Genomic DNA, 25,583 nt, shown 5'->3' with positions numbered 1-25,583 from the left:
ATGGTCGATCTTCGCTCTCGTACGCACGGTCCCGGTGCGACGAAGGGGGTCAACCTCGTGGTCCTCGCCTACGATGACCGCCTCATCGTCGGCGACGATGCAGACGGCGCCGTCCACCACCTCGATGCGCGGGTGCACCCCGGCGACCGTCGGGCACCGGGGCAGACCGAACTCGCACTCGTCCCCTCGAAGGAGGAGTCGTCCGCTGCGGAGTTCGAGAACTCGGCCCGGTACACCGCGGCCCACCTCGCCGCGATCGCCGAGGCCGCCGGCGAGAACACCGCGTCGCTTCTCGATGCGCGCGGGACGGTCGTCGGCCGCGCCTATGGTGTGAAGGCTGATCTGCTGATCAACGACGGCGACGTGGTGGTGAACACCAAGACGCTCGAGCCGACCGAGCTCTCGGTGAGCGCCGACGAACGCGGCCTCGACATCCGTACGCAGATCGACATGTCGACCGCCGCCGCACGCTCGGCCCGAGAAATCGCGAAAACACGGAAGAATCAGGTGAAACCGGAGTTCACCGCGTATACCAAGGAAGAGGCACTATCCTCTGAGGGGTAAGGGCTGGGGCCTCGCTGATCCCGGTTCGTCGCAGGGGGGCCTTCGACGAATCACCGGTGCAGCTGTCAGGGGCGCAGCGCAAGACGCTCGGCGACGAGCGAACACACCAGGGGACGGTACAGAGCATGAGCACATCCAAGACGCTCGAGGCCAATCGCGTGAGCAAGCGCGAATTCGTACAGCGATTCGCGCGACGCGGAGGGATCTCGGTTTTCGCCGCTCAGACGGCGTACAACGCGATGATCGACGAACTCCTCGATCTCGTCAGCCAGGGCAACACCGTCACCCTCACCAACTTCGGCAAGTTCTATCCGCAGACCCACAAGGGGCACCGCGTGCAGTTCGGCAAGGACGAGGGCACCGGCGAGGTCACCGACTACACGGTGCTGAAGTTCTCCGCGACCCGCGAGGTCAATCGTCGCGTCAAGGTCACCGACTGACCGACGTCACCGACTGAACGACACGGGCCCGGACGTCAGAGTCCGAATCCGTAGGTCGCCGGGGCGACGAGCGCGAGGCTGACGGTCGTCGGATAGACCTCCGGTTCCTCGTCGTCGTCACCGAGCAGATCGAGTCGATCGATCGGCACGAAGATGCTGCCGTCGGGTTCGAAGATCAGGTCGCGCGGCACGAACGACGCGAAGAGCGAACGGGTGCCGTTGCGCAGCTCGAACGTGCGCCCGACGTCTCCGCGCTCGAACAGGTTCATCTCGACCTCGTCGAACCAGACCTTGCCGTCGGGGAAGCGCGCCTCGATGCGATACGTGCCGGGCTCGACCGATTTGATGTTGAGATCGTCGACGATCTCGGCGAACAGCGTGTCGGGCTGCTGCAGCTCGAAGGCGATCGCCCGCAGATGGTCGTAGTTCAGCCGCGCCCGCCGCGAGAACAACGCCACGTTCTCGATCTCGTCGGGGTGCGCGTTCGGTGCCTGATCGAGAAGGTACTGCCGCACCTCGTCGGGACCCGGATAGTCGAAGCGCAGGTGGTAGTGGAACCGGCCGGGGCGGTTGACCAGATAGGTGCTCACGTCGGCGATCGCGTTCACCGAGAGGCAGTAGACGCGCTTCACGGAGGAGAGTCCGTCGAACAGCGACAGGAACTGGTTCTGCCGATTCAACCCGTCGGTGATTCCTCGGCGGCCCGCCGGGAAGATCTTCTCGAACTCGTCGAAGACGATGAGGCACTCGTCGAGGCTGTCGAGGAATTCCACGATGCCGTCGTGGTCCTCGGAGACGACCACCACGGGAAGGCCCTGCTCGCGCGCGGCCTCGGCGACCATGCGCAGGAACAGCGACTTGCCGATGCCCTTGTCGCCCGAGAGCATCACCCCGAGGCTGCGGTCGGAGAGAGCGTAGGAGCGGAAGATCTTGGCGACTTTGCGATCGCGGCCGCCGTAGACGCGCTCCGCTCCGACGGTCAGATCATCGATGCGCACGAGGCTGAAGCCCTCTTTCGAGGTGAAGCTGACCCGATAGGTCCCCAGGGGGAACGCCTGGTGGGTGCGCACGGCGTCGTCGTACACCCGCACGTGACCGCCGGTCTCGATGTAAGTGCTGGCCACACCCTCCTCCTTCGCTCCCCGATGGTCGATCGGTGGGGTTTCGTGGCTCGCTCGGTGACTCGCTCTGCCCGCGGTGGGCGGAGCGGCACGGATGGAGCACGAGGTTCCGACGAGTAGGGGAGTCACGCAGGAACCGGAGGACGAGCGGTGGGGGATCCGCCCGGGATACCATTTCACGTCTCCGGGTCGGACGACAAGCGAGAAACGGCGTGTCGGGGCCGAAATCTCTTCGTTTACGTGCACTCGGGTCGCTCGACAGGGTGCGCGCGAACCGTCAGCCGGCGAACCGCGGCACCCAGCAGGTGACTCGGCGGCGGTAGTCGGCATAGTCGTCGCCGAACCGCTCCGCGAGATCGGCTTCCTCGATCGGACGCACGGCGGTGTTCCACACCAGCGAGCCGCACAGCGCGTAGACGACGACCAGCCAGGAGCCGAGCATCAACCCGACCGCGATGCCCTGGGCGATGCCGGCGACGGCCATCGGGTTGCGCACGAAGCGGTACGGACCGGCGATGACGAGACGGCGCGCCATCTCGGAGGGGAGCGGCGTGCCCTCGCCGAGCAGCGACATCGTGATCGCCGACCAGAGGCCCAGGGCGGTCGCGGCGAGGAACAGCGCGACACCGGTCAGACGGAGCGCGGGAGGCAGCTCGAGATGAAGCCCCCACCGAGCCTCGACCATGGCGATGAGCAGCGGGAGGAGCCCGAGGAACACGCCCCAGAAGAACAGGGTCTGAAGTCCCGTGCGCGCCATCACCCGGGCGCGCCCCTGGGCGCGGGAGGTACGGAAGGCGAACGGTCCACGAGCGATCCACTCGAAGGGTGCCCGGCCGACGATGATCACGATGCCGGCGGCGAGACTCCCCGCCGCGGCGGCCACCATGAGCAGCGCACCCCATCCGGCCAGACCGGTGACGGTCGCGTGCACGACCATCCCGCCCGCCACGAGCACGGTCCAGGAGGTGACGACCCAGACCGCCGCCCGCACGCCGCACGCGGCGAGCGCCGACCCTCCGACGAAGAGAGGGATGTCGGCGATCGCGATCGGGAGAACGGGGAGTCCGTCGAGCGTCGCCGTGCGGATCGCGGGGATCAGGAGCACTCCGAGCCACCAGCATCCGCCGGCCACGGCCTGCAGTGCGAAGTACGCGCGTGCCGCCGGGGGAGCGATGCGGATGCCGGCGAACACCGCCCCATGCTATCCACCCGGCCACCTGCCACACTGGGCGGATGGAGATCATCGAGAACTCGAAGCTCACGGTCGTCGGCGCGGGCAGCGTCGGATCGAGCGTGGCCTATGCAGCGCTGATCCGGGGGTCCGCGCGGCACATCGCCCTCTACGACATCGCGACCGAGAAGGTCGAGGCCGAGGTGCTCGACCTCGCGCACGGTACGCAGTTCACGGGAACGAGCGACATCATCGGTGGCAGCGACGTCTCCGTCGCCGCAGGCTCCCACGTGGTCGTGATCACCGCCGGGGCGAAGCAGAAGCCCGGTCAAACGCGGATCGAGCTCGCGGACGTGAACGCGGGGATCATCCGACGCATGATGCCGGAACTCCTCGAGGTGGCCCCGAACGCCGTGTACGTGATCGTCACCAATCCCTGTGACGTGCTCACCGTCATCGCCCAGCAGGAGACGGGTCTGCCGCCCGAGCGCATCTTCGCGTCCGGTACCGTGCTGGACACCTCGCGGCTGCGCTGGAAGCTGGCGCAGCGAGCGGGCGTCTCGACGGCGAGCGTGCATGCGCACATCGTGGGCGAGCACGGCGACACCGAGTTCCCCCTGTGGTCGCGGGCCACGATCGGAACCGTGCCGATCCTCGAATGGGAGACCCCCGAGCATCCCCGTTTCACGCTCGACGAGCTCGACGAGATCGCCGTCGACGTCCGCGACGCGGCCTACAAGGTCATCCGCGGCAAAGGAGCGACGAACTACGCGATCGGTCTCTCGAGCGCACGCATCGTCGAGGCGATCCTGCACGACGAGCACGCGGTGATGCCGGTGAGCACGGTGCTCGACGACTTCCACGGGATCGACGGCGTCGCACTCTCGGTGCCGTCGATCGTCAGCGCCTCGGGTGCCGTGCCGATCCGGAACACGTCGTTCTCCGACTCGGAGCTGGCATTGCTGCGCGGATCCGCCGACGCGCTCCGCTCGGCCGCGGCGACCCTGCGCTCCTGACCGTATCCGCCCCCGGAAATGAGAGCGGCCGGGGCACCGGGGCCGGTGCCCCGGCCGCTCTCATTTCCCGTGCGGGTCGGTGCTGTTGAGTGCGGCGACCACCTGCGCGTAGTCCCCGCGTGCCTCGCCGTAGCGGAGGAACTTCACTCGCTCGACCTGCACCTCCGAGGCGTCGGGCCGGGATTCGAGCAGTGTCATGGCCTCCGCGATGAACTCGTCGAGCGGCATCGCCGCGTCGTTCTCGGCGTGTCCGGGCATGAGGTCGGTGCGCACGGCCGGGGGCTCGAGCTCGATGATCGAGACGCTCGATCCCTCGAACTGGAGACGCAGCGATTCGCTGAGCATGTGGATCGCCGCCTTGCTCGCGTTGTACGTCGGCGTGACCCGCAGCGGAGCGAAGGCGAGCCCGGAGGACACCGTCATGATCGTGGCGTCGGGCATACGGCGCAGGTGCTCGACGAACGCCGCGATGAGGCGGATCGGCCCCAGGACGTTCGTGGTGACGATCTCCTCGGCCGTGGCGAGGAAACCGTCCGGCGTGCGCCAGTCCTCCGTGCGCATGATGCCCGCCATCGTCACGAGCACGTTGAGGGAGGGATGCTCGGCGAGCACCGTGCGGGCGGCGTTCTCGATGCTCCCGGCATCCGCGGTGTCGATCCGCACGGTGCCGAGATCCGGGCGCTCGGCGGCGATCGCCTCCAGACGGTCGGTGCGCCGGCCGCCGACGATCACGGTGTTGCCGCGATCGCGCAGGGCGAGGGCGAGCGCGAGGCCGATGCCGCTCGTCGCTCCGGGGATGAAGATGGTGTTTCCGCTGATGTTCATGCGTCCAGCCTCCGCCGATCGCATGGACCGCTCCAGAGACGGCTGATCCAGGGAGCGACGATCCCTGGATCGGGTCGGCGACTCGCGGGATACTCGGGGGGTGGATCGTGATGCGCTGGCCGACTTCCTCCTCCGTCGCCGGGAGGCGTTGACCCCCGACGACGTGGGGTTGTCGCCGGGGCCGCGTCGGCGTACGGCCGGGCTGCGCCGCGAGGAGGTCGCTCAGCTCGCGACGATGTCAACGGACTACTACACGCGCCTCGAGCAGCGCCGTGGACCGCAGCCCAGCGCGCAGATCCTCTCATCGCTCGCTCGTGCGCTCCGGCTCAGCGAAGACGAGCGCGACTACCTCTATCGCTTGTGCGGCTACAGCGCCCCCGATCGCGCGCACGTCACGGAGTACGTGCGCCCCGGCATCCTGCGCGTACTCGACCGCCTCCACGACACCCCGGCGTTCGTGGTCTCGGTCCTCGACGAGGTGCTCGTGCAGAACGACGCCGCTCGGGCCCTCCTCGGCGACGCCAGCGCGCTGACGGGACTCGAACGCAGCGGCATCTACCGGTGGTTCGCGATGCCCGAGACCGAGCGGCGGCGCTATCCCGAGGCCGACCACGCCCGCCAGAGCCGCGCCATGGTGGCCTCGTTGCGCGCCGCGCACGGCGTGATGGGGGCGCGATCGCGGGCCGGCGAGATCGCCGGAGAACTCTCGGCGCGCAGCGACGAGTTCATCGGGCTCTGGGAGAACCACGAGGTGAGCAGGCGCTTCGAGCAGCACAAGACGATGATCCATCCCGAGCTCGGGGAGATCGAGGTCGACTGTCAGGCGCTGTTCACCGAGGACGAGTCCCAGGCGCTCATCGTGCTCACCGCGGCGCCGGGCAGCGAGGCGGCGAGCAAGCTCGAGTTCCTGCGCGTGCTGGGGACGCAGAAGGTCTGATCCTCGGTCAGGACTCCTCGTGGTGCGCGGGATCGGCGTCGAAGAGTCGCCCGTCCGCACGCCCGAGGCCCGTGATCGCCAGCACCTCCGCCTCGTCGAGCGCGACCTCGGCGGCGGCGAGGTTCGCGACCTGGTGCTCGAGCGACGAGGCCTTCGGGATCGAGACCGTGCCGCGGGCGACGTGCCAGGCGAGCACCGTCTGTGCCGGGGTGATGCCGTGCGAGGCGGCGACCTCGCGGATCACGTCTTCGTCGAGCAGTTCCTTCGCGCGGCCGAGCGGGCTCCACGCCTCGGTGAGGATGCCGTGCTCCCGGTGGTACGCGAGCTGCTCGCTCTGCGGGAAGTAGGGGTGCACCTCGATCTGGTTCACGACGGGACGCACCCCGGTCTCGCGCTCGATGCGCTCGAGGTGCTCGGGCAGGAAGTTCGAGACGCCGATCTGGCGCACGACCCCGCGCTGCTGGGCGTCGACGAGCGCCGCCCACGCCTGCACGTACTCGTCCTGGCTCGGGTTGGGCCAGTGGATGAGGTGCAGGTCGGTGATGTCGAGGCCGAGACGCGACCGGCTCTCCTCGATGCTCGTCCGGGCCTTCTCGGCGGGGTGATGGCGACCGGGGAGTTTCGTGGTCACGATGATCTCGTCGCGATCGACGGCGGATGCCGCGACCCCGCGTCCGACGGAACCCTCGTTCTCGTAGTTGAAGGCGGAGTCGATGAGGCGGTACCCGGCACCGATGGCGCCGGTCACGGCATCCGCCCCGGCATCGCCGTTGAGCGCGTACGTCCCCAGGCCGATCGCCGGCAGGGCGAATCCGTTGTGGGCGGTGAACGTGGGGATGGCGGGCTGAGTGCTCACGGTGCTCCTTCTCGGTCGGTGTCTCGAGCGTACGCTGGAGGGATGACACCCGAGGCGGAGATGGCGCCGCATGACGCAGCGATCACGGATTCCGCCCGGTGCCCCTGCGGATCGGGCGACCTCTTCGGCGGATGCTGCGGCCCGATCCTCCGGGCCGAGACCACCGCCCCGACGGCCGAGCGGCTGATGCGGTCGCGCTACACGGCGTTCGTGATCGGCGACGTCGCCCACCTGCGCGCGACCTGGCACGCCTCCACGCGGCCGGCATCGATCGAGATCGAACCGGACCTGCGCTGGCGGCGACTCGTGGTGCTCGACCGGGAGGCGGGCGGCCCCTTCGATCGCGACGGGGTCGTGGAGTTCGCGGCGCACTGGCTCCAGAACGGAGCCCGTGGCGTGCTGCACGAACGCAGCAGGTTCGTGCGCGAGGAGCGCCGGTGGCTGTACGTCGACGGCGACCTGCTGTGATGGCGGCCCCCGCCAGACGATAGATTGGACAGCGTGAACGCCAGCTCCGAACATCAGCGCATCCTGCTCGACATCGCCGACCTCGACCGGCGCATCGCGCAGGCCGATCGTGCCCGCACCCATCCCTCGCAGGCCGCGCGCATCAACGAGCTGGTGGCGATCCGGCAGGAGCAGCTGCGCGAGCTCACCGCGCTCACCGGCACCCGCGACGACGCACGCACCGAACTGACCCGTCTCGAGTCCGACGTGAAGCTCGTCGAGCAGCGCCGGGCACGCGACGCCGAGCGTCTCGCGGTCGCGACCGACCCCAAGCAGGCGCAGGCCCTCGAGCACGAGATCGCGAGTCTCACCCGCCGCCAGAGCGACCTCGAAGACGCCGAGCTCGACGTCATGGGGCGGGTCGAAGAAGCCGAGTCCGCGGTCGCCGCTCAGCAGGCGCTCATCGACATCACGACCGCCGAGGGCTCGACGCTCAGCGCGCAGGGCAAGGCCGACGTCGCCGCCGCTGCCGAGCTCGGCGTTCAACTCGCCCGCGATCGTGCAGCCGTGGCCGAGAGCATCCCCGCGCCGCTGCTGGCCGAGTACACGCGTCGCGCCGCGAACAGTGCGGGTGCGGCCCTGCTGACCCGTGGCACGTGCGAGGGGTGCCGCATGATGCTCCCCAGCACCGACATCGCCGAGATCCGTCGCGCCGCCGAGGACGCGGTCGTGTACTGCCCCGAATGCGGCTGCATCCTGGTGCGCACGGAGGAATCGGGACTGTGATGCACGCGGCGCCCTCGTCGTGAGCGCGTCGCCCGCATCGTCCGAGCGACGCATTCTGCTGGTCGCCGACGGAGGCGGCGCATACGTCGCCGTCGATCTCGATGCCGCAGACGTCGAGATCAGCCGAGAGAGCCTGAGTGAGCGCGATCTGCCGGGCTGGGTGGCCGAGTCCGAGCAGCGCGACGCGCCGCGCTGGGTGATCCGCAGCGCGCGCGAGACCTATGCACCGCTGCTCGCCGACGGCGTGCGGGTCGGACGCACCCATGATCTGGTCCTGTGCCACGCGATCCTCCGCGACACGGCATCCGTCCCGCACCCTCTGGAGCCGTCCGAGGACTGGATGCGCCGCGAGGCGCCCGATGCGGCACCCGGGCTGTTCGATCTCTTCGACACGGACTCGACGCGCGGGGATCCGGTCGCCGACGCCCTGGAGCAGTACCGCGCGCAGCGCCGGGTGATCGCCGCGGCATCCGACGGCCGGCTCGCCCTGCTCTGCGCCGCGGAATCCGCCGGCGGCCTGGTGGCCGAGGAGATGCGCGCGGCGGGGGTGCCCTGGAACGAGGGCGTGCACGACGAGATCCTCACCGAGACGCTTGGCGCTCGATCGCTCGCCGGGGGGCTCCCGGCGAAGATGGTCGCGCTCGGCGAACAGGTGCGCACGATCCTCGGCGACGCCACCCTCCATCTCGACAGCCAGCCGAAGCTGCTGCGGGCGCTGCATCGTTCCGGGGTCCCCGTCGAGTCGACGAGCAAATGGGAGCTCGCCCAGTACGAGCACCCGGTCGTCGAACCGCTCCTGGCCTACAAGAAGATGTCGCGTCTGCTCAGCGCCAACGGGTGGGTCTGGCTCGCCGACTGGGTGCACCGCGGGCGGTTCCGCCCGGTGTACATCCCCGGTGGCGTCGTGACCGGGCGCTGGGCATCGGCCGGCGGGGGAGCGCTGCAACTGCCGCGCAGTCTGCGCCCCGCCGTACGGGCGGACCCCGGGTGGACCCTCGTGGTCGCCGATGTCGCCCAGCTCGAGCCGCGCATGCTCGCGGCGATGGCCTCGGATGCCGCGATGGCCCGTGCGGCGCAGGGCACCGATCTGTACGCCGGAGTCGTCGACTCGGGCGCGGTGGCGACACGCGAAGAGGCCAAGTACGCCGTGCTCGGTGCCATGTACGGTGCGACGACGGGCGACAGCGGCCGGCTCGTGCCGCGACTGCGCAAGGTCTACCCGCGAGCGATGGCGCTCGTCGATGCCGCCGCACGCGCGGGGGAGGACGGCGGGGTGGTGTCGACCTGGCTCGGACGTTCGTCGCCGAAGCCGTCACCCGAGTGGGCGGCGCTCCAGTCCGCGGCCACCGGAGCGGACGTCGACGCGGCGCTGGTCGCGCAGGCGCGTCGCAGCGCTCGCGACTGGGGGCGTTTCACCCGCAACTTCGTGGTGCAGGGCACTGCGGCGGAGTGGTCGCTGATCTGGCTCGCCGAGATCCGTCATCGGTTGCGCGGCCTGCCGCCCGCTGCGACGCCGGCCTCAGCATCCGGCCCCTTCGCGGAGGCCGCGCACCTCGCGTTCTTCCTGCACGACGAGGTGATCCTGCACGTCCCCGTCGAGCTCGCGGATGCCGCCGCCGACGCCGTGCGCGAGGCGGCGGCCGTCGCGACCGCACGCCTGTTCGGTTCGTTCCCGATCGACGTGCCGCTGGATCTGCGCATCACCGAGTCCGCCGAGAAATGAGGCGCGGCCGGGCGTCGTAGACTGGCAGATGCGAATGGGTCGACTGGACGGTCGCGTGGCGGGCAACCGCACCGAGGAACGTCCGGGCTCCACAGGGCAGGGCGGTGGGTAACACCCACCCGGAGTGATCCGCGAGACAGTGCCACAGAGAGCAGACCGCCCCCGGTTCGCCGGGGGTAAGGGTGAAAGGGTGGTGTAAGAGACCACCGGGGGACATGGTGACATGTCCCGCCAGGTAAACCTCGCCCGGAGCAAGGTCAGACAGAGGATGTTGACGCGGCTCGCCGAGTCCTCGGGTAGACCGCTGGAGCGGCACGGCAACGTGTCGCCGAGAGAGATGGCCGTCGAAGGGGCGAAGAACCCCCGGAACAGAACCCGGCGTACAGGTCGGCCCATTCGCCTCGACGTGAAAGGCCCGGTGACCATCAGGTCACCGGGCCTTCTCGTGGTCTCGAGGGTGTCAGTCGCCCGCGAGCGAGGCTGCACCGATGATGCCGGAGTTGTTGCGGTGGATCGCCGGGACGATCGGGGTCTTCAGGTCGAGGAGCGGGAGGAAGTCGCCCGCGTTCTTCGACACGCCGCCGCCGACCACGAACAGGTCGGGGCTGAAGAGGAACTCGATGTGCGAGTAGAACGCCTGCAGGCGCTCGGCCCATTCGGCCCAGGTGAGCCCCTCGCGCTCGCGCGCCGAGGTCGCGGCCCACTGCTCGACGGACTCGTACTCGCGGAAGTTGAGGTGCCCGAGCTCGGTGTTGGGTAGTAGTACGCCGTCGTTGATGAACGCCGAGCCGATGCCGGTGCCGAGGGTCGTGAGCAGGGTGAATCCGCGCACGTCGCGGGCCGCACCGTGCCGCGCCTCGGCGACGCCGGCGGCATCCGCATCGTTCACGAACACGATGTTGCGGCCGAGGCCGTCGCGGAAGAAGCGCTCGGCGTCGAAGTCGACCCACTCCTTCGAGACGTTGGCGGCCGACAGCGTCTTGCCGCGCTTCACGATGGCCGGGAAGGCCACGCCGAGGGGGAGGGTCGACTCGTGGACGTCGAGGGTCTTCAGCACCGTCTGCACGGCCTGCAGCACGTCGCCGGGAGCCGCGCCCTCGGGCGTGGGCACCCGTACCCGATCGGACGCCATCGTGCCGTGCTCGAGGTCGACGATTCCTGCCTTGATTCCGGTACCGCCGATGTCGACGCCGATCGCTTTTGCCATGACCCACAGCATAGCGACAGGCGTTCGCGCCAGTAGGATCGATGACATCAGACGACGAAGGGACGGGCCATGTCGGACGGCGAACACAAGTACTGGTACAACCTCGAGACCAAGCAGGTCGAATTCGGGATGATCTCGCAGTCGATCGACCGCGTGGGCCCGTTCGACACCGAGGCCGAGGCCGCGAACGCACCCGAGACGCTGAAGGCGCGCTCCCGCGCCTGGGCCGATGAAGAAGCGGCCGAATCCGGCTGGGACGAAGGAAAGGGCTGAGGCTCCGCACGATATGGACAAGCAGAGAGACTTCGTCCTCCGGACGATCGAGGAGCGCGGCGTCAAGTTCGTCCGCCTGTGGTTCACCGACGTCATCGGCACGCTCAAGTCGGTCGCCATCGCGCCGGCCGAGGTCGAGGGCGCGTTCGCCGAGGGCATCGGCTTCGACGGCTCGGCCATCGAGGGGCTCACGCGCAGCCATGAGTCCGATCTGCTCGCGCAGCCCGATCCGACGACGTTCCAGACTCTGCCGTGGCGGGGCGAGATCGACCCGACCGCCCGCATGTTCTGCGACCTGACGACGCCCGACGGCCAGCCCGCGGTCGCCGACCCGCGCCACGTGCTCAAGCGCACGCTCGCGAAGGCAGCCGATGCCGGGTTCACGTTCTACACGCACCCCGAGATCGAGTTCTACCTGCTCAAGTCGTCGCAGTACGGTCCGGAGGGACCGGTTCCCGTCGACTCCGCAGGGTACTTCGACAACGTGCCCGGTGGCACGGCGCACGACTTCCGTCGTCGTTCGGTGCGGATGCTCGAAGACCTCGGCATCTCGGTCGAGTTCAGCCACCACGAGGGCGGACCCGGACAGAACGAGATCGACCTGCGCTACGCGGACGCCCTCACCACCGCCGACAACGTGATGACGTTCCGCACGGTGATCAAGGAGGTGGCGATCGAGCAGGGCGTGTACGCGACCTTCATGCCGAAGCCCCTCAGCGGCCACCCGGGCAGTGGCATGCACACGCACATGTCGCTGTTCGAGGGCGACCAGAACGCGTTCTACGAAGAGGGCGCGAAGTACCAGCTCTCGAAGACCGGGCGTCACTTCATCGCCGGCCTCCTGCGCCATGCGAACGAGATCTCGGCTGTCACGAACCAGTTCGTCAACTCGTACAAGCGCCTGTGGGGCGGCGACGAGGCCCCGAGCTTCGTCACGTGGGGGCACGCCAACCGCTCCGCGCTCGTGCGCGTGCCGATGTACAAGCCCAACAAGGGGCAGTCGTCGCGCGTCGAGTACCGCGCGCTGGACTCCGCCGCGAACCCGTACCTGGCGTACGCGCTCATGCTGGCCGCCGGCCTCAAGGGCATCGAGGACGAGTACGAGCTCCCGCCCGAGGCCGAGGACAACGTGTGGTCGCTCAGCGACGCCGAGCGCCGCGCGCTGGGCTACTCGTCGCTGCCCGCGAGCCTCGACCACGCCCTCGAGTACATGGAGGACTCCGAGCTCGTCGCCGAGACGCTGGGCGAGCAGGTGTTCAACTACGTGCTGCTCAACAAGCGCAAGGAGTGGGAGGCGTACCGCGGCCAGGTCACGCCGCTCGAGCTGAAGAACAACCTCGAGCTGCTCTGAGCCGTGCGCATGGCCCGTCCGGACGATTCCTTCTCGCTGTCCGCGCTGGCTCGACTCGGATTCGATGAGCTCGGCGAGGCCGCCGAGGCCCTCGCCGAGCTCGCCGAACTGCTCGGTCGCTCGCGTGCCGAGCTGCTGACGGGGGCGGATGCCGCCGATCCCGACGCGGCCGTGCGCGGGATGCTGCGGGTGGCGCGACGCGACCCCGCGCCGTTGGCGGCCCTGCTCGACGGCGGAGACACCCAGCGCCGCACCTGGCGGGTGTTCGGCGCATCCGAGGGGTTGGCGGACTTCTTCCTCCGCAACCCCGCGGAGCTCTCGGTGCTCGCCGACGAGGTCGATGCGTTGCCGACCGCAGACGAGCTCACCCGGGCGATGCTCGCCGGTGTCGGCGCCGTCGACGGCTTCGCGCGGTCCGGCGGTGACGACGAGGTCGTGGCGCTCCGGGTCGCCTACCGCCGCAGCCTCGCGGCGATCGCGGCCTACGATCTGACCCGGACCGCACCGGTCGAGGCTCTCGCCGATGTGGCGGCGGCGCTGGCGGACGCGGCCGGTGCGGCGCTCGAGGCCTCGCTGGCCGTGGCGCGCAGTCGATTGCGCGAAACCGTCGATCAGCGTGAGGTGGCGGCCGTCCGCCTCTCGATCATCGGCATGGGCAAGGCCGGTGCGCGGGAGCTCAACTACGTCAGTGACGTCGACGTGATCTTCGTCGGCGGCACGGCCGATGAGGAGATCGTCTCCGAGTCGCGTGCGATCGATCTGGCGACGAAGCTCGCCCGCGAGACCATGCGCGGCCTGAGCGGCATCGAGAAGGAGCCGCCTCTCTGGGAGGTCGACGCGAACCTGCGGCCGGAGGGCAAGCAGGGTGCTCTGGTCCGCTCGCTCGGATCCCATCTGGCCTATTACGACCGCTGGGCGAAGAGCTGGGAGTTCCAGGCCCTGCTGAAGGCGCGGCCCCTCGCCGGCGATCCGGAGCTGGGGGCGGAGTACATCGGCGCCGTGCAGCCGAAGATCTGGTCGAGCGCGGCCCGCGAGGACTTCGTCGACAGCGTGCAGCGCATGCGCGAGCGCGTCAAGGAGCACATCGATCCGGAGGATGCCCCGTACCAGCTCAAGCTCGGCGAGGGCGGATTGCGTGACATCGAGTTCACCGTCCAGCTGCTGCAACTGGTGCACGGACTCACGGATGCCACCCTGCGCACCCGTGGCACCCTCGAGAGCCTGGAGGCCCTCGTCGAGGGTGGGTACATCGGGCGGGTCGAGGCGACGACCTTCGCCGACGACTACCGGGTCCTGCGACTGATGGAGCACCGGCTCCAGCTCAAGGAGCTCAGCCGCACCCACCTCCTGCCGCGGACGCCCGCGGGACTCCGGGTCCTCGCGCGCAGCACGGCGCTGGCCGACAGCGGTGACGGCATCTGGGCGCGCTGGGAGAGCGTGCGACGCGAAGTGCGCGAGATCCACACGCGACTCTTCTACCGTCCCCTCCTCAGCGCGGTCGCCGCGTTGCCCGAGGGCGAGCGCTCCCTGTCGACCGCGCAGGCGCACGATCGTCTGGCGGCGATCGGCTTCCGCGATCCGGCGGGCGCGTTGCGACACATCGGCGCGCTCACGAGCGGACTCAGCCGCAAGGCCACGATCCAGCGCCACCTCATGCCGGTGATGGTGCGATGGTTCGCCGACGGCACCGATCCCGATTACGGCCTGATCGCGTTCCGCCGCATCAGCGAGCGCCTGGGCAACACGCACTGGTTCCTCCGGATGCTGCGGGACTCCTCGGGGGCGGCCGAGAGCCTCACCCGGATCCTGTCGACGTCGCGGTACATCGGCGAACTCATGGAGTGGATCCCGGAGTCCGTGGCCTGGCTCGACAGCACCGAGTCCCTGCGTCCGCGCGGCGGCGCCGCGCTGTCGGAGGAGGCCAGGGCGATCCAGACGCGGCACGAGACGATCGGCGACGCGCTGCGTGCCGTGCGCGCGCTGCGGCGTCGCGAGCTGCTGCGCACCGCGATGGGCGGAGTGCTCGACGTCCTGACAATCGAGGACGTCGCGACCGCTCTCACCGACATCACCGAGGCGACCATCCAGGCCGCGCTGCGTGCGGTGCTGCGCGAGGTCGTGCCGCCCGAAGACGATGCGCTCGACTTCGCGGTGATCGCCATGGGCCGGTTCGGGGGAGCGGAGCTGGGCTTCGGATCGGATGCCGACATCCTCTACGTGTACGCGGCGAACGGCGTCGATCCCGACCGCGCGCAGACGCTCGCGACGAAGATCGTCGCCGGTCTCCGTGAACAGGTCACCGACCATCGGCTTCCGCTCGATCTCGACGCGGGACTGCGCCCGGAGGGTCGCAACGGTCCGGTGGTGCGATCGATCGAGGCGTATGCCGAGTACTACCGCCGCTGGTCGCTGTCGTGGGAGGCGCAGGCGCTCCTTCGGGCGCGTGGCGTCGCCGGCAGTGCCAAGCTGATCGCGCGCTTCATCGAGCTCGCCGACACGATCCGCTACCCCGCGTCGATCGATCTGCAGGGCACCCGCGAGATCAAGCGCATCAAAGCGCGCGTCGAGGGGGAGAGGCTTCCCCAGGGGGCCGACCCGCGTCGCCACCTCAAGCTCGGCCCCGGGACGCTCAGCGATGTGGAGTGGCTCGTGCAGCTGCTCCAGTTGCAGCACGCGTACGCCGTGCCCGGCCTGCGTACGACGTCGACGTTGGGAGCGCTCGGCGCGGCGGTCGATGCCGGACTCCTCCCGGCCGAGGCCGCCGATCGCCTCCGCGAGGCCTGGTTGCTGTCGAGCCGTCTGCGTTCGGCGATCACGATCCTCACCGGAACGACCAGCGACGTGCTCCCCGCGGATCGCCGCGAGCTCGACGGAATCGCGCGGATCCTCGGCTATCCCGATCGCTCGGCCACCGAGCTCGAGGAGGAGTACCTGGGCGTCACTCGACGCGCCCGCAGGGCGTTCGAGCAGGAGTTCTACGGCTAGACCCGTGTCGACTTGCGGCGAGACGCGTTCGGCCCCAGGCTTGGCCTCATGAGCGTCTCGAGCATCGGCATCGTGTGGAATCCGTCCAAGATCGACGGAGACGAGGTGCGCGCCGCGGTCGACGAGGTCTTCGGAACGGATGCCCCGGTCCGGTGGTGGGAGACGAGCATCGACGATCCGGGGCGCGGGATGGCCGCGGAGGCCGTCGCGGAGGGGTGCGAGGTGGTCGTAGCGGTGGGCGGTGACGGGACGGTCCGTGCCGTCGCTGAAGCCCTGGCCGGCACGGAGGTCGCTCTGGGGATCGTTCCGCAGGGGACCGGCAACCTGCTCGCTCGCAACCTGGGAGTGCCGCTGACCGGTATGGTCGCGGCCCTCGAGCGCGTGCGCGATGCCACTCCGCAGCACATCGACCTGGGCTGGGTGGAGTTCAACGGCGAGACTCGCGCGTTCGCCGTCATGGTGGGGTTCGGGATCGATGCGCAGATGCTGGTCGAGACGAACGACGACCTCAAGGACCGGGCGGGATGGCTCGCGTACGTCGAAGCCATGGGGCGCGCGCTGGCGGGCACCGAGATGACCGACATCACCGTGACCGTGGATGATCGCGAACCCGAGGAGGTGCGCGGGCACACGATGCTCATCGGCAACTGCGGCATGCTCCAGGGCGGACTCCGCCTGCTCCCCGATGCGCAGCTCGACGACGGGTTGCTCGACATCCTCCTCATCAGCTCGGAGGGCGCGCTCCAGTGGATGAACACCCTGCGTTCGGTGGTATGGGACAACGGCATCCGGCGGCTGCTCACCGGTGGCGACGAGGCGGTCAGCACCGATTCGGCGCAGCATCTCGCCGTCGAGAGGATCGCGGTCTCGCTCGCCCAGCCGCTCGTCTTCGAGATCGACGGTGAGGAGATGGGCGAGATCACTCAGTTCGCGGTGCGGGTGCAGCCGGGCGCTCTCACGGTGCGGTGAGCGCCGGCGGCACCTGCTTGCGGTCCTGAGCGGGGAACACGACCTTCTGCACGATGATGATGATGCTCGCCGCCACGGGGATCGCGACCAGGGCTCCGAGGATACCGCCGAGCGCACCGCCGGCGACGGCGGCGATCACGACGAGCGCGCCGGGGACGGCGACGGCCTTGTTCATGATGCGCGGGGAGAGCACGTAGGCCTCGACCTGCATGTACACCAGGTAGTAGATGATGGCGATGAGCGCGGTCACGGGGCTGATGAACAGGCAGATCAGCGAGTTGATGATCGACGCGGCCAGGGTGCCCACCAGCGGGATCATCGATCCGATGAAGGCGATGAGGGCGAGCAGTGCCGGCACTGGCGCACCGATGATGCTGAGGAAGATCAGGCTCAGGATGCCGTTGACGAGGGCGAGGCTCGCCTGACCCATGACGTAGCGCCCGACGGCGCCGGAGACGTCTTCCAGCAGGCCGCTGAACGTGTCGCGCTGGTAGGCGGGCACGAAGCGCGTCGCGACCTTCTTCATGCTGCGCAGCGAGGCCATGAAGTAGAGGGTGAGGATGAGCACGATCGTCACGCCCGTGAAGCCGCCGGCGATACCCGCGCCGACCGCGAACACCCCGCCGCTGATGTTGAGGATGTTGCCGGGATCCTGCACGAAGCTCAGAACCCCCTGGGCCGCGTCTTCGAAGGTCGATCCGAACTGCGCCGTCACGTCCTTGAACCAGGCGCTGGCCATGAAGTCCTCGACCATCTGCGGGCCGTCGTTGACGAGGTTGGTGATCTGCTCCACGAGGATCGGGACGATCGCGAGGATGATGCCCGCGAAGGCGAGCACCACGACGGCGACGACGATCGCGACGGCGGCGGGCCGCGGGAGCTTGCGCTCGATGAACGAGACGATGGGGTCGAGTCCGAGGGCGAGGAAGATCGCGACGCCGATGTAGACGAACACCGTCGCCAGCTGGCCGACCATCCCGCCGATCGCGAGGGCCACCAGAACGCCGAGTGCGCCGAGCAGTCCGAACATGAAGGGATTCGTGCGGGCCGCGGCCGTGACCGAGCTGACCTGCCGCGAGGTGCGGCCCGTCGCGGGGCCCGATTCGATGGTCTCGGTCCTCGTGACTGATTTCCTGCGGCGCATGATGGATCCCCTCGTAGTCCAGACCTCTCAGTTGACCACCGCGTCCGACCCGGGTCAAGCAAGGACACGCGGGCTTGCGCAGGCCACTGTTCTGTGCCTGTGAATGGCGGGTCAGCGCAGGATGCCGCGGTGCCGGGCTTCCGATACCGCGGCCGTGCGCGACGTCGCGTCGAGCTTCGTGTAGATGTGCGCGAGATGCGACTTGACCGTCGTCTCACTCACGAAGAGCTCGCTCGCGATCTCGGTGTTGGTGCGGCCGGCTTCGACGAGTTCGAGCACCTGGATCTCGCGCGCGCTCAGGCTCGCCTTCGGGGCGCGCATCCGCTGCAGCAGCCGTGTGGCGATCACGGGCGCGAGTGCGCTCTCCCCGGCCGCGGCCGCACGGACCGCCGCGGAGAGCTCATGCGGCGGCGCGTCCTTCAGCAGGTAGCCGCTCGCGCCCGCCTCCACCGCTCCGAGGATGTCGGCGTCGGAGTCGTAGTTCGTGAGGACGAGCACGTAGGGCGGTGCGTCGAGTGCCCGGATCCTCCGCGTGGCCTCGGCACCGGATCCGGCCGTTCCCGCGCCGAACTGCAGATCCATGAGCACGACATCGGGGTTCGCGCGTTCCGCGACGGCGACGGCCTCGTCGGGGGTCGAGGCTTCCGCTATGACCTCGATGTCGTCGTCGAGGGCGAACAGAGCGACCAGTCCGGCGCGGACGATGGGATGGTCGTCGACGACCAGGAGGCGGATCATGCGCGGCCCTCGAGAGCCAAGGAGACGCGCAGCGTGGTCCCCGTACCCGGAAGGGAACGGACGTCGAGGGTGCCGCCGAGCTGATCGACGCGCTCGCGCGTCGCGCGCAGTCCGAACGAGTCCGAACGGGCGGGGCGGTCGGCGTCCAGGCCGGCGTCGAATCCGCGGCCGTCGTCGGAGATCACGAACTCCAGGTCGCCGGGACTCAGGGTGAGGGCGATCGTCGCGCTGCGCGCATCGGCGTGCTGCACGACGTTCGACATCGCTCCCTGGGCGATCCGCAGCAGCGCGGTCTGCACGTGCATGGGGAGATCGACCGCCTCCGAGACGCGCACGTCGACGTCGAGTCCCTGCGTCGACCAGTGGTCGTCGGCCAGACGGCGGAGGGCCCCCGCGAGACCGTGGTCATCGAGGTCCGGGGGAGCGAGTTCGCGGATGAAGCGGCGCGCCTCGCCGAGGTTGTCTGCGGCGCTCTCACGGGCGAGGCGGATGTGCTCGATCCCCGGGCGCTCCGGATCCGTCCGCTCGGCGGCATGGAGCAGCATCTGGATGCTCGACAGCCCCTGCGCGAGCGTGTCGTGGATCTCCCGTGCGAGACGTGCGCGCTCCGCCAGCACTCCCGACTCGTGCTCGGTGGTCGCCAATCGGTCGCGGGTCGCGAGCAGTTCGCGCATGAGATCTTCCCGCTGCCGTGCCTCCTGAGCGAGGGCTTCGTAGCCGAGGCCGATCAGCAGGGCGACGCCGGCGCCGACGAGGGGCCCCACGACCCCGCCGACGGTCCATCCGCTGTGAAGACCGAGCGTGCAGATCGCCACCCCGGTCGCCAGGAGCAGGGCGAGCGTGCCCCATCGGCGCCCGAGCACGTGCAGGTAGAGGAAGAACAGGGGGAAGACCAGATACGCGGCCTCGGCGGTGAGGAAGACCAGGAGCACCCATTCGACGCTGACCGCCGCGAGCCACACACCCGTGAGCCAGCTCGAGCGAGAGGTCGAGCGAGCCAGCGCAGCCCCGCACCCGTATGTCGCCAGAAGCGCGACGGTGAGGGCGATCGCGGGGATGCTCGTCGGGGTCGGAGCGAGGAAGGCCCGCACGATGACGAGTCCGCACAGCGCGACGAACAGCAGGTGCAATCCCGTCCGCAACCCCGTGAAAACGGGCGTGAGCGGGGTGTGGGCCATGCCTCGAATCCTACGCTTCGGGGTGCGCACCGCATCGTCCGAAAGGATGATTCCGTCCCCCACCGAACGGCCGGTCAGGACCATGCACACGGCCGATGAGCGCGGACCCCCGAGACAGGAGAGTGGAAGCGTCGTCATTCCGACGACAGGAGAGGAACCCCGCATGTACATCGCCCTCCGCGACCTGCGCTTCGCCCGCGGACGATTCGTCCTGATCGGCACCGTCGTCGCGCTCATCACCGTCCTGGTCGGATTCCTCAGCGGACTGACCGGCGGCCTCGCGGTCCAGAACATCTCCGCCGTGGTCGGCATCCCCGGGGACCGCTTGGTCTTCGTCGATCCCGGTGCCGACGACGGCCCGAGCTTCGCCGAGTCACGAGTGACCGCGGAGCAGGCATCCGAGTGGGAATCCACCGCCGGTGTCGAATCCGTGCACCCCCTCGGCATCAGTCAGACCAGAGCGGAGTCGGAAGACACCGTCGCATCGATCGCCGTCTTCGGCGTGCAGCCCGACTTCGCACCGCAGTCGCCGGTCGCCTCCGGAGAGCTCGTGCTCTCGCGTCCCGCAGCGGACGAGCTCGGCGCGCACCTCGGCGACCCGGTAACGATCGCGGGCACCGCGTACACGGTCGTGGGTATCGGGGGAGACGACTGGTACAGTCACACGCCCGTCGTGCGGATGACCCTCGCGGATTGGCAGGCGTACGCGGAAGCGACCGGTGATCCGGATGCCTTCGCCACGGTGCTCGCGGTCACCGGTTCACCCGAGTGGGACGCGGCGGACAGCCGGATCGGCACTCGATCGACGACCATCGTCGGCTCTCTGACGGCGCTGAGCGCCTTCCGTTCGGAGATCGGGTCCCTGCTCCTCATGGTCGCGATGCTCTTCGGCATCTCGGCGCTGGTCATCGGCGCGTTCTTCACCGTGTGGACGATGCAGCGCACACCCGACATCGCGATCCTGAAGGCCCTCGGCGCCCGCACCTCGGTGCTCGTGCGCGATGCGCTCGGACAGGCGGCGCTGGTGCTCGTGGTGGGCATCGGCGCCGGGATCGGCGTCGTGTCGATCCTCGGGGCTCTTGCGGGTGCCGCGCTGCCGTTCCTCCTGAGTCCGCTCACCACCGTGCTTCCGGCCGTGCTCATGATCGTTCTCGGTCTCGCCGGCGCCGCGTTCGCCCTCCGTTCCGTCACCTCCGCCGACCCCCTCACCGCACTTGGGAGCAACCGATGATCCGCCTCGAAGACATCACCCTCACCTTCCCAGACGGAAGTGATCGCATCACCGCCGTCGACCACGTCACGCTCTCGTCGTCCCCGGGCGAGGTGACGGCGATCACCGGGCCGAGCGGCTCGGGCAAGTCGAGCCTGCTGGCGGTCGCGGCCACGCTGATCCGGCCGGACTCCGGTCGTGTCGTGATCGACGGCGTCGATGCCACGACCCTGACGGCAGATCGGGCGTCCGAACTGCGCCGCACGTCCATCGGGATCGTCTTCCAGCAATCGAATCTTCTCCCGTCCCTGACCGCTCACGAGCAACTCGTGGTCATGAACGAGCTCGGTGGCGATCGTTCGCGGCGACGCCGTGCGGCCGCGACCCGACGTGCCGAATCGCTCCTCAGGGATGTCGGCCTCGCGGAGCACCTCGACAAGCGTCCGCACCAGCTCTCGGGAGGACAGCGTCAGCGCGTGAACATCGCGCGTGCGCTGATGAACGAACCGAGCGTGCTCCTCATCGACGAACCGACCAGCGCACTCGACCAGGAGCGCGGCGCGAGCATCATCGACCTCCTGCTGCGTCTGACCGACGAGCGGCGCACGTCGACGCTGCTCGTCACCCACGATCTCGTCCATCTGCCACGGATGCACTCCGTGGTCCAGCTCGTCGACGGACGTATCGATCACCCGGCCGCGGTCACGCGCTGACTGGCTCTTGCGCACTCCCGTCCCGCGACGCACCATCGGAGCATGACCAAGTACCTGATCTCGTTCCCCGCCGAAGCGATGGATCTGACGGAGGAGGAGTTCCCGGAAGTCGTCGAGACCTCGCACGCCGTGATCGACGAGGCCAAGGCCGCGGGCGTCTACGTCTTCGGCGGCGGGATCGACGAGGACGTGGCTCCGGTGCTCGTGACCGGTCGCGGTGCCGTGAGCGACGAGACGTACCCCGGGTCGCGGATCACCGGAGGATTCCTCGTCCTCGAGCTGCCCACGCGAGCGGATGCCGTCGACTGGGCGTCGCGCGTCGCGCACGCATGCCGGTGCCCTCAGGAGCTCCGGGAGTTCGGGTACGACCCGGCGAGCTGACCAGCCTCGGCCCGGGCGTGACAGGCTGGGACCATGAACTCCGCGGTCGATCCCCTCTCCTACGATCTCGACGGCGTGCGCGACCGGGCGCTGCGCGAGCGAGGGGGCGCCGTCGACGACAGCATCCCGGAACTCGCCGATGCCGACCCCGACCTGCTGGGCATCGCGCTCCTCACGCTCGACGGCGAGACGAGGGCGACCGCTCAGGCCGACGTGCAGATCAGCATCCAATCCGCCGTCAAGCCGTTCCTCTTCGCCCTGGCGCTCCAGGACCATGGACCCGCGGCTCTCGACCGTCTGGGCATCGAGCCGACGGGGGAGGCCTTCGACGCGATCAAGCTGGAGAGCGGCACCGGCCGCCCGCCCAACCCGATGGTCAACGCCGGGGCGCTGCTCACCTCGGCGCTGGTGGACGGCGCGGATGCCGCCGCCAGGAGTCGACGGATCCTCGCGGGACTGTCGGCTTTCGCGGGTCGTGACCTGAGCGTCTCCGAGAGCGTCGCCGAGAGCGAGCACCTGCTCGGTGATCGCAATCACGCGCTCGCTCACCTGATGCGCTCGGAGGGCACGCTGCAGGTCGGCGCCGACGAGGCGGTCGCCGTCTACGCCCGCGCGTGCGCCGTTCTCGTCGACGCGCGCGACCTGGCGGCCATGGGCGCCACGCTCGCCGCCGGAGGGCGGAACCCCCTCACCGGCGTCGAGGTCGTGGGGGCGGACGTGGCACGCGACGTCGTCTCGGTCATGGCGACCTGCGGCGTGTACGACGGGTCGGGGAGGTGGATGCGCCAGGTCGGTGTGCCGGCGAAGTCGAGCGTGTCCGGCGCGATCGTCCTCGCGGTGCCGGCGGCGCTGGGAGCGGCCGTGGTGAGTCCGCCACTCGACGAGCAGGGGACCAGCGTGCGCGGACATCACGTGAGCGAGGTCCTGAGCCGGGAGCTCGGCCTCCACGCGTTCGCGATGCCGCGCGGGTGACGCCGCTGCAGAACGAAAGAGCGCCCCGCCCGGCCGAAGCCGGTGGGGCGCTCTTCTCGATCCGGGATCAGACGCCGAAGTACAGCTCGTATTCGAACGGGTGCGGGCGCTGCGCCATCGGGAGGATCTCGTTCTCGTGCTTGTACGAGATCCAGGTCTCGATGAGCTCCTTGGTGAACACGCCGCCCTCGAGGAGGAACTGGTGGTCGGCCGCGAGAGCGTCGAGCGAGTCGAGCAGCGAGTTCGGCACCTGCGGGATGCCCTTGGCCTCCTCGGGCGGAAGCTCGTAGAGGTCCTTGTCGACGGGCTCGTGCGGCTCGGTGCGGTTCTTGATGCCGTCGAGGCCGGCCATGAGCTGCGCGGCGAAGGCCAGGTACGGGTTGCCCGAGGCGTCCGGCGCGCGGAACTCGATGCGCTTGGCCTTGGGGTTGGAGCCGGTGATCGGGATGCGGATCGCGGCGGAGCGGTTGCCGGCCGAGTAGACCAGGTTGACCGGCGCCTCGAAGCCCTTGACCAGACGGTGGTAGCTGTTCAGCGTCGGGTTGGTGAAGGCGAGCAGGGCCGGCGCGTGCGCCAGGATGCCACCGATGTACCAGCGCGCGATGTCGCTGAGCTGGCCGTAGCCCGCCTCGTCGTAGAACAGCGGCTTGCCGTCGTTCCAGAGCGACTGGTGCGTGTGCATGCCGGAGCCGTTGTCGCCGTAGAGCGGCTTGGGCATGAAGGTCGCGACCTTGCCCCACTCGTTGGCGGTGTTCTTGACGATGTACTTGAACTTCAGGATGTCGTCGGCCGCGTGCACCATCGTGTCGAAGCGGTAGTTGATCTCCTGCTGACCCGCGGTGCCCACCTCGTGGTGCGAGCGCTCGAGGATGAAGCCGGCGTCGATCAGCTTGAGCGTGATGTCGTCGCGCAGATCGGCCGTCTTGTCGACCGGGCTGACGGGGAAGTAGCCGCCCTTGTACGGGGTCTTGTTGGCGAGGTTTCCTCCCTCTTCCTCGCGACCGGTGTTCCACGCGGCCTCTTCGGAGTCGACCTTGTAGAAGCTCTCACCGGCGGTGACGGAGTAGCGCACGTCGTCGAAGATGTAGAACTCGGCCTCGGGGGCGAAGAACGCGGTGTCGGCGATGCCGGTGGAGGCGAGGTACTTCTCGGCCTTCTTGGCGACCTGACGCGGGTCCTTCGAGTAGATCTCACCCGTGCGCGGGTTGTAGATGTCGAAGATCATCACGAGGGTGCTCGCCTCGCGGAAGGGGTCGATGTACGCGGTGGTGACATCGGGGATGAGCTGCATGTCGGACTCGTGGATGCTGGCGAAGCCGCGGATCGAGGAGCCGTCGAACAGCTGCCCCTCGGTGAAGAACGCCTCGTCGACCGTCGATGCAGGAATGTTGAAGTGCTGCTGCACACCGGGGAGATCGGTGAAACGGATGTCAAGGAACTTGACGTCGTTCTCCTTGATGTAGCTCAGAACCTCGGACGAATCTTTGAACATGTACGACTCCTGTAAGACGGATCGATGGCTTCGGGGCCACTCGCAGAGTACGGTCGGGGGATTTCTCCACGGTATCGACTTTGTTTCGGGCGTGTTACAGCGCCTCGCCGGTCGGAGCGCATATCGGCCCTCGGTAGGCTGGGATGGTGACGGATGCTGTGAACGCTTACCCCGGTGAACGCCTCGGACTGCCCGCGTCGGGCACGGGGAGCGTCGGTCGCCTCGGACGACGCATCGGAGCGCTCCTGATCGATTACGTCGCGGCGACGATCATCGCCACCGCGTTCCTCGGTTTCGACCAGTTCGCCCTGCCCGCCGAGGCGGGACTCAGCCAGTTCGGCCCGATGGCCGTGTTCGCCCTGCTGCAGATCCTCTTCATCCCCACGGCGGGAGGAAGCCCCGGGCACCGCATCCTCGGGATGCGCGTGGTGCGCCTCGACGGCGGCTGGGTGGGCCTGTGGCGACCGATCGTGCGCACGCTGCTGCTCATCGTCGTGATCCCCGCGGTGATCTTCGATACCGACCAGCGCGGACTCCACGACAAGGTCGTGGGCACGGTGCTGATCCGCACCTGAGCGGTCAGATCCTGCCGCGGTTTCGGCGACGGGCCTCACGCGGCGCCCGGCCCCCGAGGAACGATCGCGCGGGGTCGACCGAGAATCCCTGACGGAGCGCCTCCCGGCCGATGAGCATGCGGAAGCCCATCTCGTCGCGGTTGCTCAGCGTGACCTCCGCCAGCACCTCGCGGTCGACCAGGCGGATGAGGAGCTCCACCACGAGGCGCTCCTGCGCGTGGCCGGAGGAGCTGCGCACCGCGCGACGGTCGTGCACGGGGGACTCGACGACGACGGCATCCGCCTGACTGTCCTGCCAGGGCTTGACCTTGAATCTGACCCACGGCGCGCCGTCCTGATCGAACTCGTGGATGTCGAACGCGTGGAGCGATGAAGTACGTGCGCCGGTGTCGATCTTGGCCTTGATCCAGTCCACGCCGAGATCGGGCAGGCTCACCCATTCTCGCCACCCCGTAAGAGTGTTTGAATGGGATGTCTTCGTCACCCGACCATCCTGGCAGGAAATCTTC

27 protein-coding genes and 1 other RNA gene are annotated in these 25,583 nt (G+C 69.0%); 18 read left to right on the top strand and 10 right to left on the bottom strand.

What is annotated here, in order from left to right; genetic code table 11:
- Both ACZ5Y9_RS10380 and ACZ5Y9_RS10375 read left to right on the top strand, forming a co-directional pair.
- Nucleotides 1-564, top strand: a complete 564-nt coding sequence (locus tag ACZ5Y9_RS10380; RefSeq protein WP_464471285.1) for a hypothetical protein — start codon at nucleotides 1-3, stop codon at nucleotides 562-564.
- A 125-nt stretch (nucleotides 565-689) separates the two neighbouring features.
- Nucleotides 690-1,004, top strand: coding sequence for an HU family DNA-binding protein (locus ACZ5Y9_RS10375; RefSeq protein ID WP_247622327.1), 315 nt, complete (start codon nucleotides 690-692; stop codon nucleotides 1,002-1,004).
- Nucleotides 1,005-1,039: 35 nt separating this feature from the next.
- Here ACZ5Y9_RS10375 and ACZ5Y9_RS10370 read toward each other — a convergent pair whose 3' ends face one another.
- On the bottom strand, nucleotides 1,040-2,128 hold the full coding sequence (locus tag ACZ5Y9_RS10370; protein ID WP_247622328.1) for an AAA family ATPase: 1,089 nt from the start codon (nucleotides 2,126-2,128) through the stop codon (nucleotides 1,040-1,042).
- 274 nt (nucleotides 2,129-2,402) lie between these two features.
- Nucleotides 2,403-3,317 carry a methyltransferase family protein gene (locus ACZ5Y9_RS10365; protein WP_464471284.1) on the bottom strand — a complete coding sequence of 305 codons (915 nt, stop codon included), beginning with the start codon at nucleotides 3,315-3,317 and terminating at the stop codon, nucleotides 2,403-2,405.
- 41 nt (nucleotides 3,318-3,358) lie between these two features.
- On the opposite strand from ACZ5Y9_RS10365, the gene ACZ5Y9_RS10360 reads away from it, so the two are divergent.
- Nucleotides 3,359-4,312: an L-lactate dehydrogenase gene (locus ACZ5Y9_RS10360; protein ID WP_464471283.1), complete on the top strand. Its 954-nt coding sequence runs from the start codon at nucleotides 3,359-3,361 to the stop codon at nucleotides 4,310-4,312.
- Nucleotides 4,313-4,372: 60 nt separating this feature from the next.
- Here the strand turns inward: ACZ5Y9_RS10360 and ACZ5Y9_RS10355 are convergent, their stop codons facing one another.
- Entirely contained in the window at nucleotides 4,373-5,137 is a 765-nt protein-coding gene (locus tag ACZ5Y9_RS10355) for an SDR family oxidoreductase (RefSeq protein ID WP_464471282.1), read from the bottom strand.
- Between the two features lie 100 nt (nucleotides 5,138-5,237).
- Here ACZ5Y9_RS10355 and ACZ5Y9_RS10350 point away from each other — a divergent pair, with 100 nt between their 5' ends.
- A complete protein-coding gene (locus ACZ5Y9_RS10350) occupies nucleotides 5,238-6,074 on the top strand; it encodes a helix-turn-helix transcriptional regulator (protein WP_247622332.1) in 837 nt (278 codons plus the stop codon).
- Nucleotides 6,075-6,081: 7 nt separating this feature from the next.
- Here ACZ5Y9_RS10350 and ACZ5Y9_RS10345 read toward each other — a convergent pair whose 3' ends face one another.
- On the bottom strand, nucleotides 6,082-6,930 hold the full coding sequence (locus ACZ5Y9_RS10345) for an aldo/keto reductase (protein WP_464471281.1): 849 nt from the start codon (nucleotides 6,928-6,930) through the stop codon (nucleotides 6,082-6,084).
- A gap of 42 nt (nucleotides 6,931-6,972) precedes the next feature.
- Between ACZ5Y9_RS10345 and ACZ5Y9_RS10340 the strand changes: the two genes are divergently transcribed.
- The 4 genes from ACZ5Y9_RS10340 to rnpB all read left to right on the top strand — a co-directional run bounded on the left by ACZ5Y9_RS10340 (nucleotide 6,973) and on the right by rnpB (nucleotide 10,285).
- On the top strand, nucleotides 6,973-7,398 hold the full coding sequence (locus ACZ5Y9_RS10340) for a YchJ family protein (protein ID WP_247632115.1): 426 nt from the start codon (nucleotides 6,973-6,975) through the stop codon (nucleotides 7,396-7,398).
- A gap of 33 nt (nucleotides 7,399-7,431) precedes the next feature.
- Nucleotides 7,432-8,163, top strand: a complete 732-nt coding sequence (locus ACZ5Y9_RS10335) for a zinc ribbon domain-containing protein (RefSeq protein ID WP_247622335.1) — start codon at nucleotides 7,432-7,434, stop codon at nucleotides 8,161-8,163.
- Between the two features lie 19 nt (nucleotides 8,164-8,182).
- A complete protein-coding gene (locus tag ACZ5Y9_RS10330; protein ID WP_464471280.1) occupies nucleotides 8,183-9,886 on the top strand; it encodes a bifunctional 3'-5' exonuclease/DNA polymerase in 1,704 nt (567 codons plus the stop codon).
- Nucleotides 9,887-9,921: 35 nt separating this feature from the next.
- Nucleotides 9,922-10,285: RNase P RNA component class A (gene rnpB / locus ACZ5Y9_RS10325), an RNA gene on the top strand.
- 61 nt (nucleotides 10,286-10,346) lie between these two features.
- Here rnpB and ppgK read toward each other — a convergent pair.
- Complete coding sequence (ppgK, locus tag ACZ5Y9_RS10320) at nucleotides 10,347-11,093, bottom strand: polyphosphate--glucose phosphotransferase (RefSeq protein WP_247622337.1); 747 nt, start codon at nucleotides 11,091-11,093, stop codon at nucleotides 10,347-10,349.
- Nucleotides 11,094-11,162: 69 nt separating this feature from the next.
- Here ppgK and ACZ5Y9_RS10315 point away from each other — a divergent pair, with 69 nt between their 5' ends.
- The 4 genes from ACZ5Y9_RS10315 to ACZ5Y9_RS10300 are packed head-to-tail and all read left to right on the top strand — an operon-like array spanning nucleotide 11,163 to nucleotide 16,671.
- On the top strand, nucleotides 11,163-11,366 hold the full coding sequence (locus ACZ5Y9_RS10315) for an SPOR domain-containing protein (RefSeq protein ID WP_247622338.1): 204 nt from the start codon (nucleotides 11,163-11,165) through the stop codon (nucleotides 11,364-11,366).
- Nucleotides 11,367-11,379: 13 nt separating this feature from the next.
- Nucleotides 11,380-12,717 (top strand): type I glutamate--ammonia ligase, encoded by a 1,338-nt coding sequence (gene glnA, locus ACZ5Y9_RS10310; protein ID WP_247622339.1) that lies wholly within the window; start codon nucleotides 11,380-11,382, stop codon nucleotides 12,715-12,717.
- A gap of 9 nt (nucleotides 12,718-12,726) precedes the next feature.
- Nucleotides 12,727-15,702, top strand: a complete 2,976-nt coding sequence (locus tag ACZ5Y9_RS10305) for a bifunctional [glutamine synthetase] adenylyltransferase/[glutamine synthetase]-adenylyl-L-tyrosine phosphorylase (RefSeq protein ID WP_464471279.1) — start codon at nucleotides 12,727-12,729, stop codon at nucleotides 15,700-15,702.
- A 48-nt stretch (nucleotides 15,703-15,750) separates the two neighbouring features.
- A complete protein-coding gene (locus ACZ5Y9_RS10300) occupies nucleotides 15,751-16,671 on the top strand; it encodes a diacylglycerol/lipid kinase family protein (protein WP_464471278.1) in 921 nt (306 codons plus the stop codon).
- Here ACZ5Y9_RS10300 and ACZ5Y9_RS10295 read toward each other — a convergent pair.
- A complete protein-coding gene (locus ACZ5Y9_RS10295; protein ID WP_247622342.1) occupies nucleotides 16,658-17,701 on the bottom strand; it encodes an AI-2E family transporter in 1,044 nt (347 codons plus the stop codon). The genes ACZ5Y9_RS10300 and ACZ5Y9_RS10295 overlap by 14 nt on opposite strands.
- On the opposite strand from ACZ5Y9_RS10295, the gene ACZ5Y9_RS10290 reads away from it, so the two are divergent.
- Entirely contained in the window at nucleotides 17,700-17,918 is a 219-nt protein-coding gene (locus ACZ5Y9_RS10290; protein ID WP_464471277.1) for a hypothetical protein, read from the top strand. The two genes, ACZ5Y9_RS10295 and ACZ5Y9_RS10290, sit on opposite strands and share 2 nt — an antisense overlap.
- 8 nt (nucleotides 17,919-17,926) lie before the next feature.
- On the opposite strand, the gene ACZ5Y9_RS10285 is transcribed toward ACZ5Y9_RS10290, so the two are convergent.
- Both ACZ5Y9_RS10285 and ACZ5Y9_RS10280 read right to left on the bottom strand, forming a co-directional pair.
- Nucleotides 17,927-18,553 (bottom strand): response regulator transcription factor, encoded by a 627-nt coding sequence (locus ACZ5Y9_RS10285; protein ID WP_247622344.1) that lies wholly within the window; start codon nucleotides 18,551-18,553, stop codon nucleotides 17,927-17,929.
- On the bottom strand, nucleotides 18,550-19,731 hold the full coding sequence (locus ACZ5Y9_RS10280) for a sensor histidine kinase (protein WP_464471276.1): 1,182 nt from the start codon (nucleotides 19,729-19,731) through the stop codon (nucleotides 18,550-18,552). The genes ACZ5Y9_RS10285 and ACZ5Y9_RS10280 overlap by 4 nt, the downstream gene beginning before the upstream one ends.
- A gap of 163 nt (nucleotides 19,732-19,894) precedes the next feature.
- On the opposite strand from ACZ5Y9_RS10280, the gene ACZ5Y9_RS10275 reads away from it, so the two are divergent.
- The 4 genes from ACZ5Y9_RS10275 to glsA are packed head-to-tail and all read left to right on the top strand — an operon-like array spanning nucleotide 19,895 to nucleotide 23,007.
- Complete coding sequence (locus tag ACZ5Y9_RS10275; protein ID WP_464471275.1) at nucleotides 19,895-20,962, top strand: ABC transporter permease; 1,068 nt, start codon at nucleotides 19,895-19,897, stop codon at nucleotides 20,960-20,962.
- The gene (locus ACZ5Y9_RS10270; RefSeq protein ID WP_464471274.1) at nucleotides 20,959-21,654 is read left to right on the top strand and encodes an ABC transporter ATP-binding protein; all 696 of its coding nucleotides are present in this window, start codon (nucleotides 20,959-20,961) and stop codon (nucleotides 21,652-21,654) included. The genes ACZ5Y9_RS10275 and ACZ5Y9_RS10270 overlap by 4 nt, the downstream gene beginning before the upstream one ends.
- A gap of 42 nt (nucleotides 21,655-21,696) precedes the next feature.
- The gene (locus ACZ5Y9_RS10265; protein WP_247622348.1) at nucleotides 21,697-22,035 is read left to right on the top strand and encodes a YciI family protein; all 339 of its coding nucleotides are present in this window, start codon (nucleotides 21,697-21,699) and stop codon (nucleotides 22,033-22,035) included.
- 33 nt (nucleotides 22,036-22,068) lie between these two features.
- Nucleotides 22,069-23,007: a glutaminase A gene (gene glsA, locus ACZ5Y9_RS10260; RefSeq protein ID WP_464471273.1), complete on the top strand. Its 939-nt coding sequence runs from the start codon at nucleotides 22,069-22,071 to the stop codon at nucleotides 23,005-23,007.
- 67 nt (nucleotides 23,008-23,074) lie between these two features.
- On the opposite strand, the gene glnA (ACZ5Y9_RS10255) is transcribed toward glsA, so the two are convergent.
- Nucleotides 23,075-24,499: a type I glutamate--ammonia ligase gene (glnA, locus tag ACZ5Y9_RS10255; RefSeq protein ID WP_464471272.1), complete on the bottom strand. Its 1,425-nt coding sequence runs from the start codon at nucleotides 24,497-24,499 to the stop codon at nucleotides 23,075-23,077.
- A gap of 143 nt (nucleotides 24,500-24,642) precedes the next feature.
- Here glnA (ACZ5Y9_RS10255) and ACZ5Y9_RS10250 point away from each other — a divergent pair, with 143 nt between their 5' ends.
- On the top strand, nucleotides 24,643-25,074 hold the full coding sequence (locus ACZ5Y9_RS10250; protein ID WP_464471271.1) for an RDD family protein: 432 nt from the start codon (nucleotides 24,643-24,645) through the stop codon (nucleotides 25,072-25,074).
- A gap of 4 nt (nucleotides 25,075-25,078) precedes the next feature.
- Here the strand turns inward: ACZ5Y9_RS10250 and ACZ5Y9_RS10245 are convergent, their stop codons facing one another.
- On the bottom strand, nucleotides 25,079-25,558 hold the full coding sequence (locus ACZ5Y9_RS10245) for an ATP-dependent zinc protease family protein (protein WP_282185356.1): 480 nt from the start codon (nucleotides 25,556-25,558) through the stop codon (nucleotides 25,079-25,081).
- Nucleotides 25,559-25,583: the final 25 nt, after the last annotated feature.

Source organism: Microbacterium sp. T3-8 (assembly GCF_055398145.1).
Note: the sequence above shows the minus strand (reverse complement) of the source record. Positions and strands in the feature narration are given on the sequence as shown.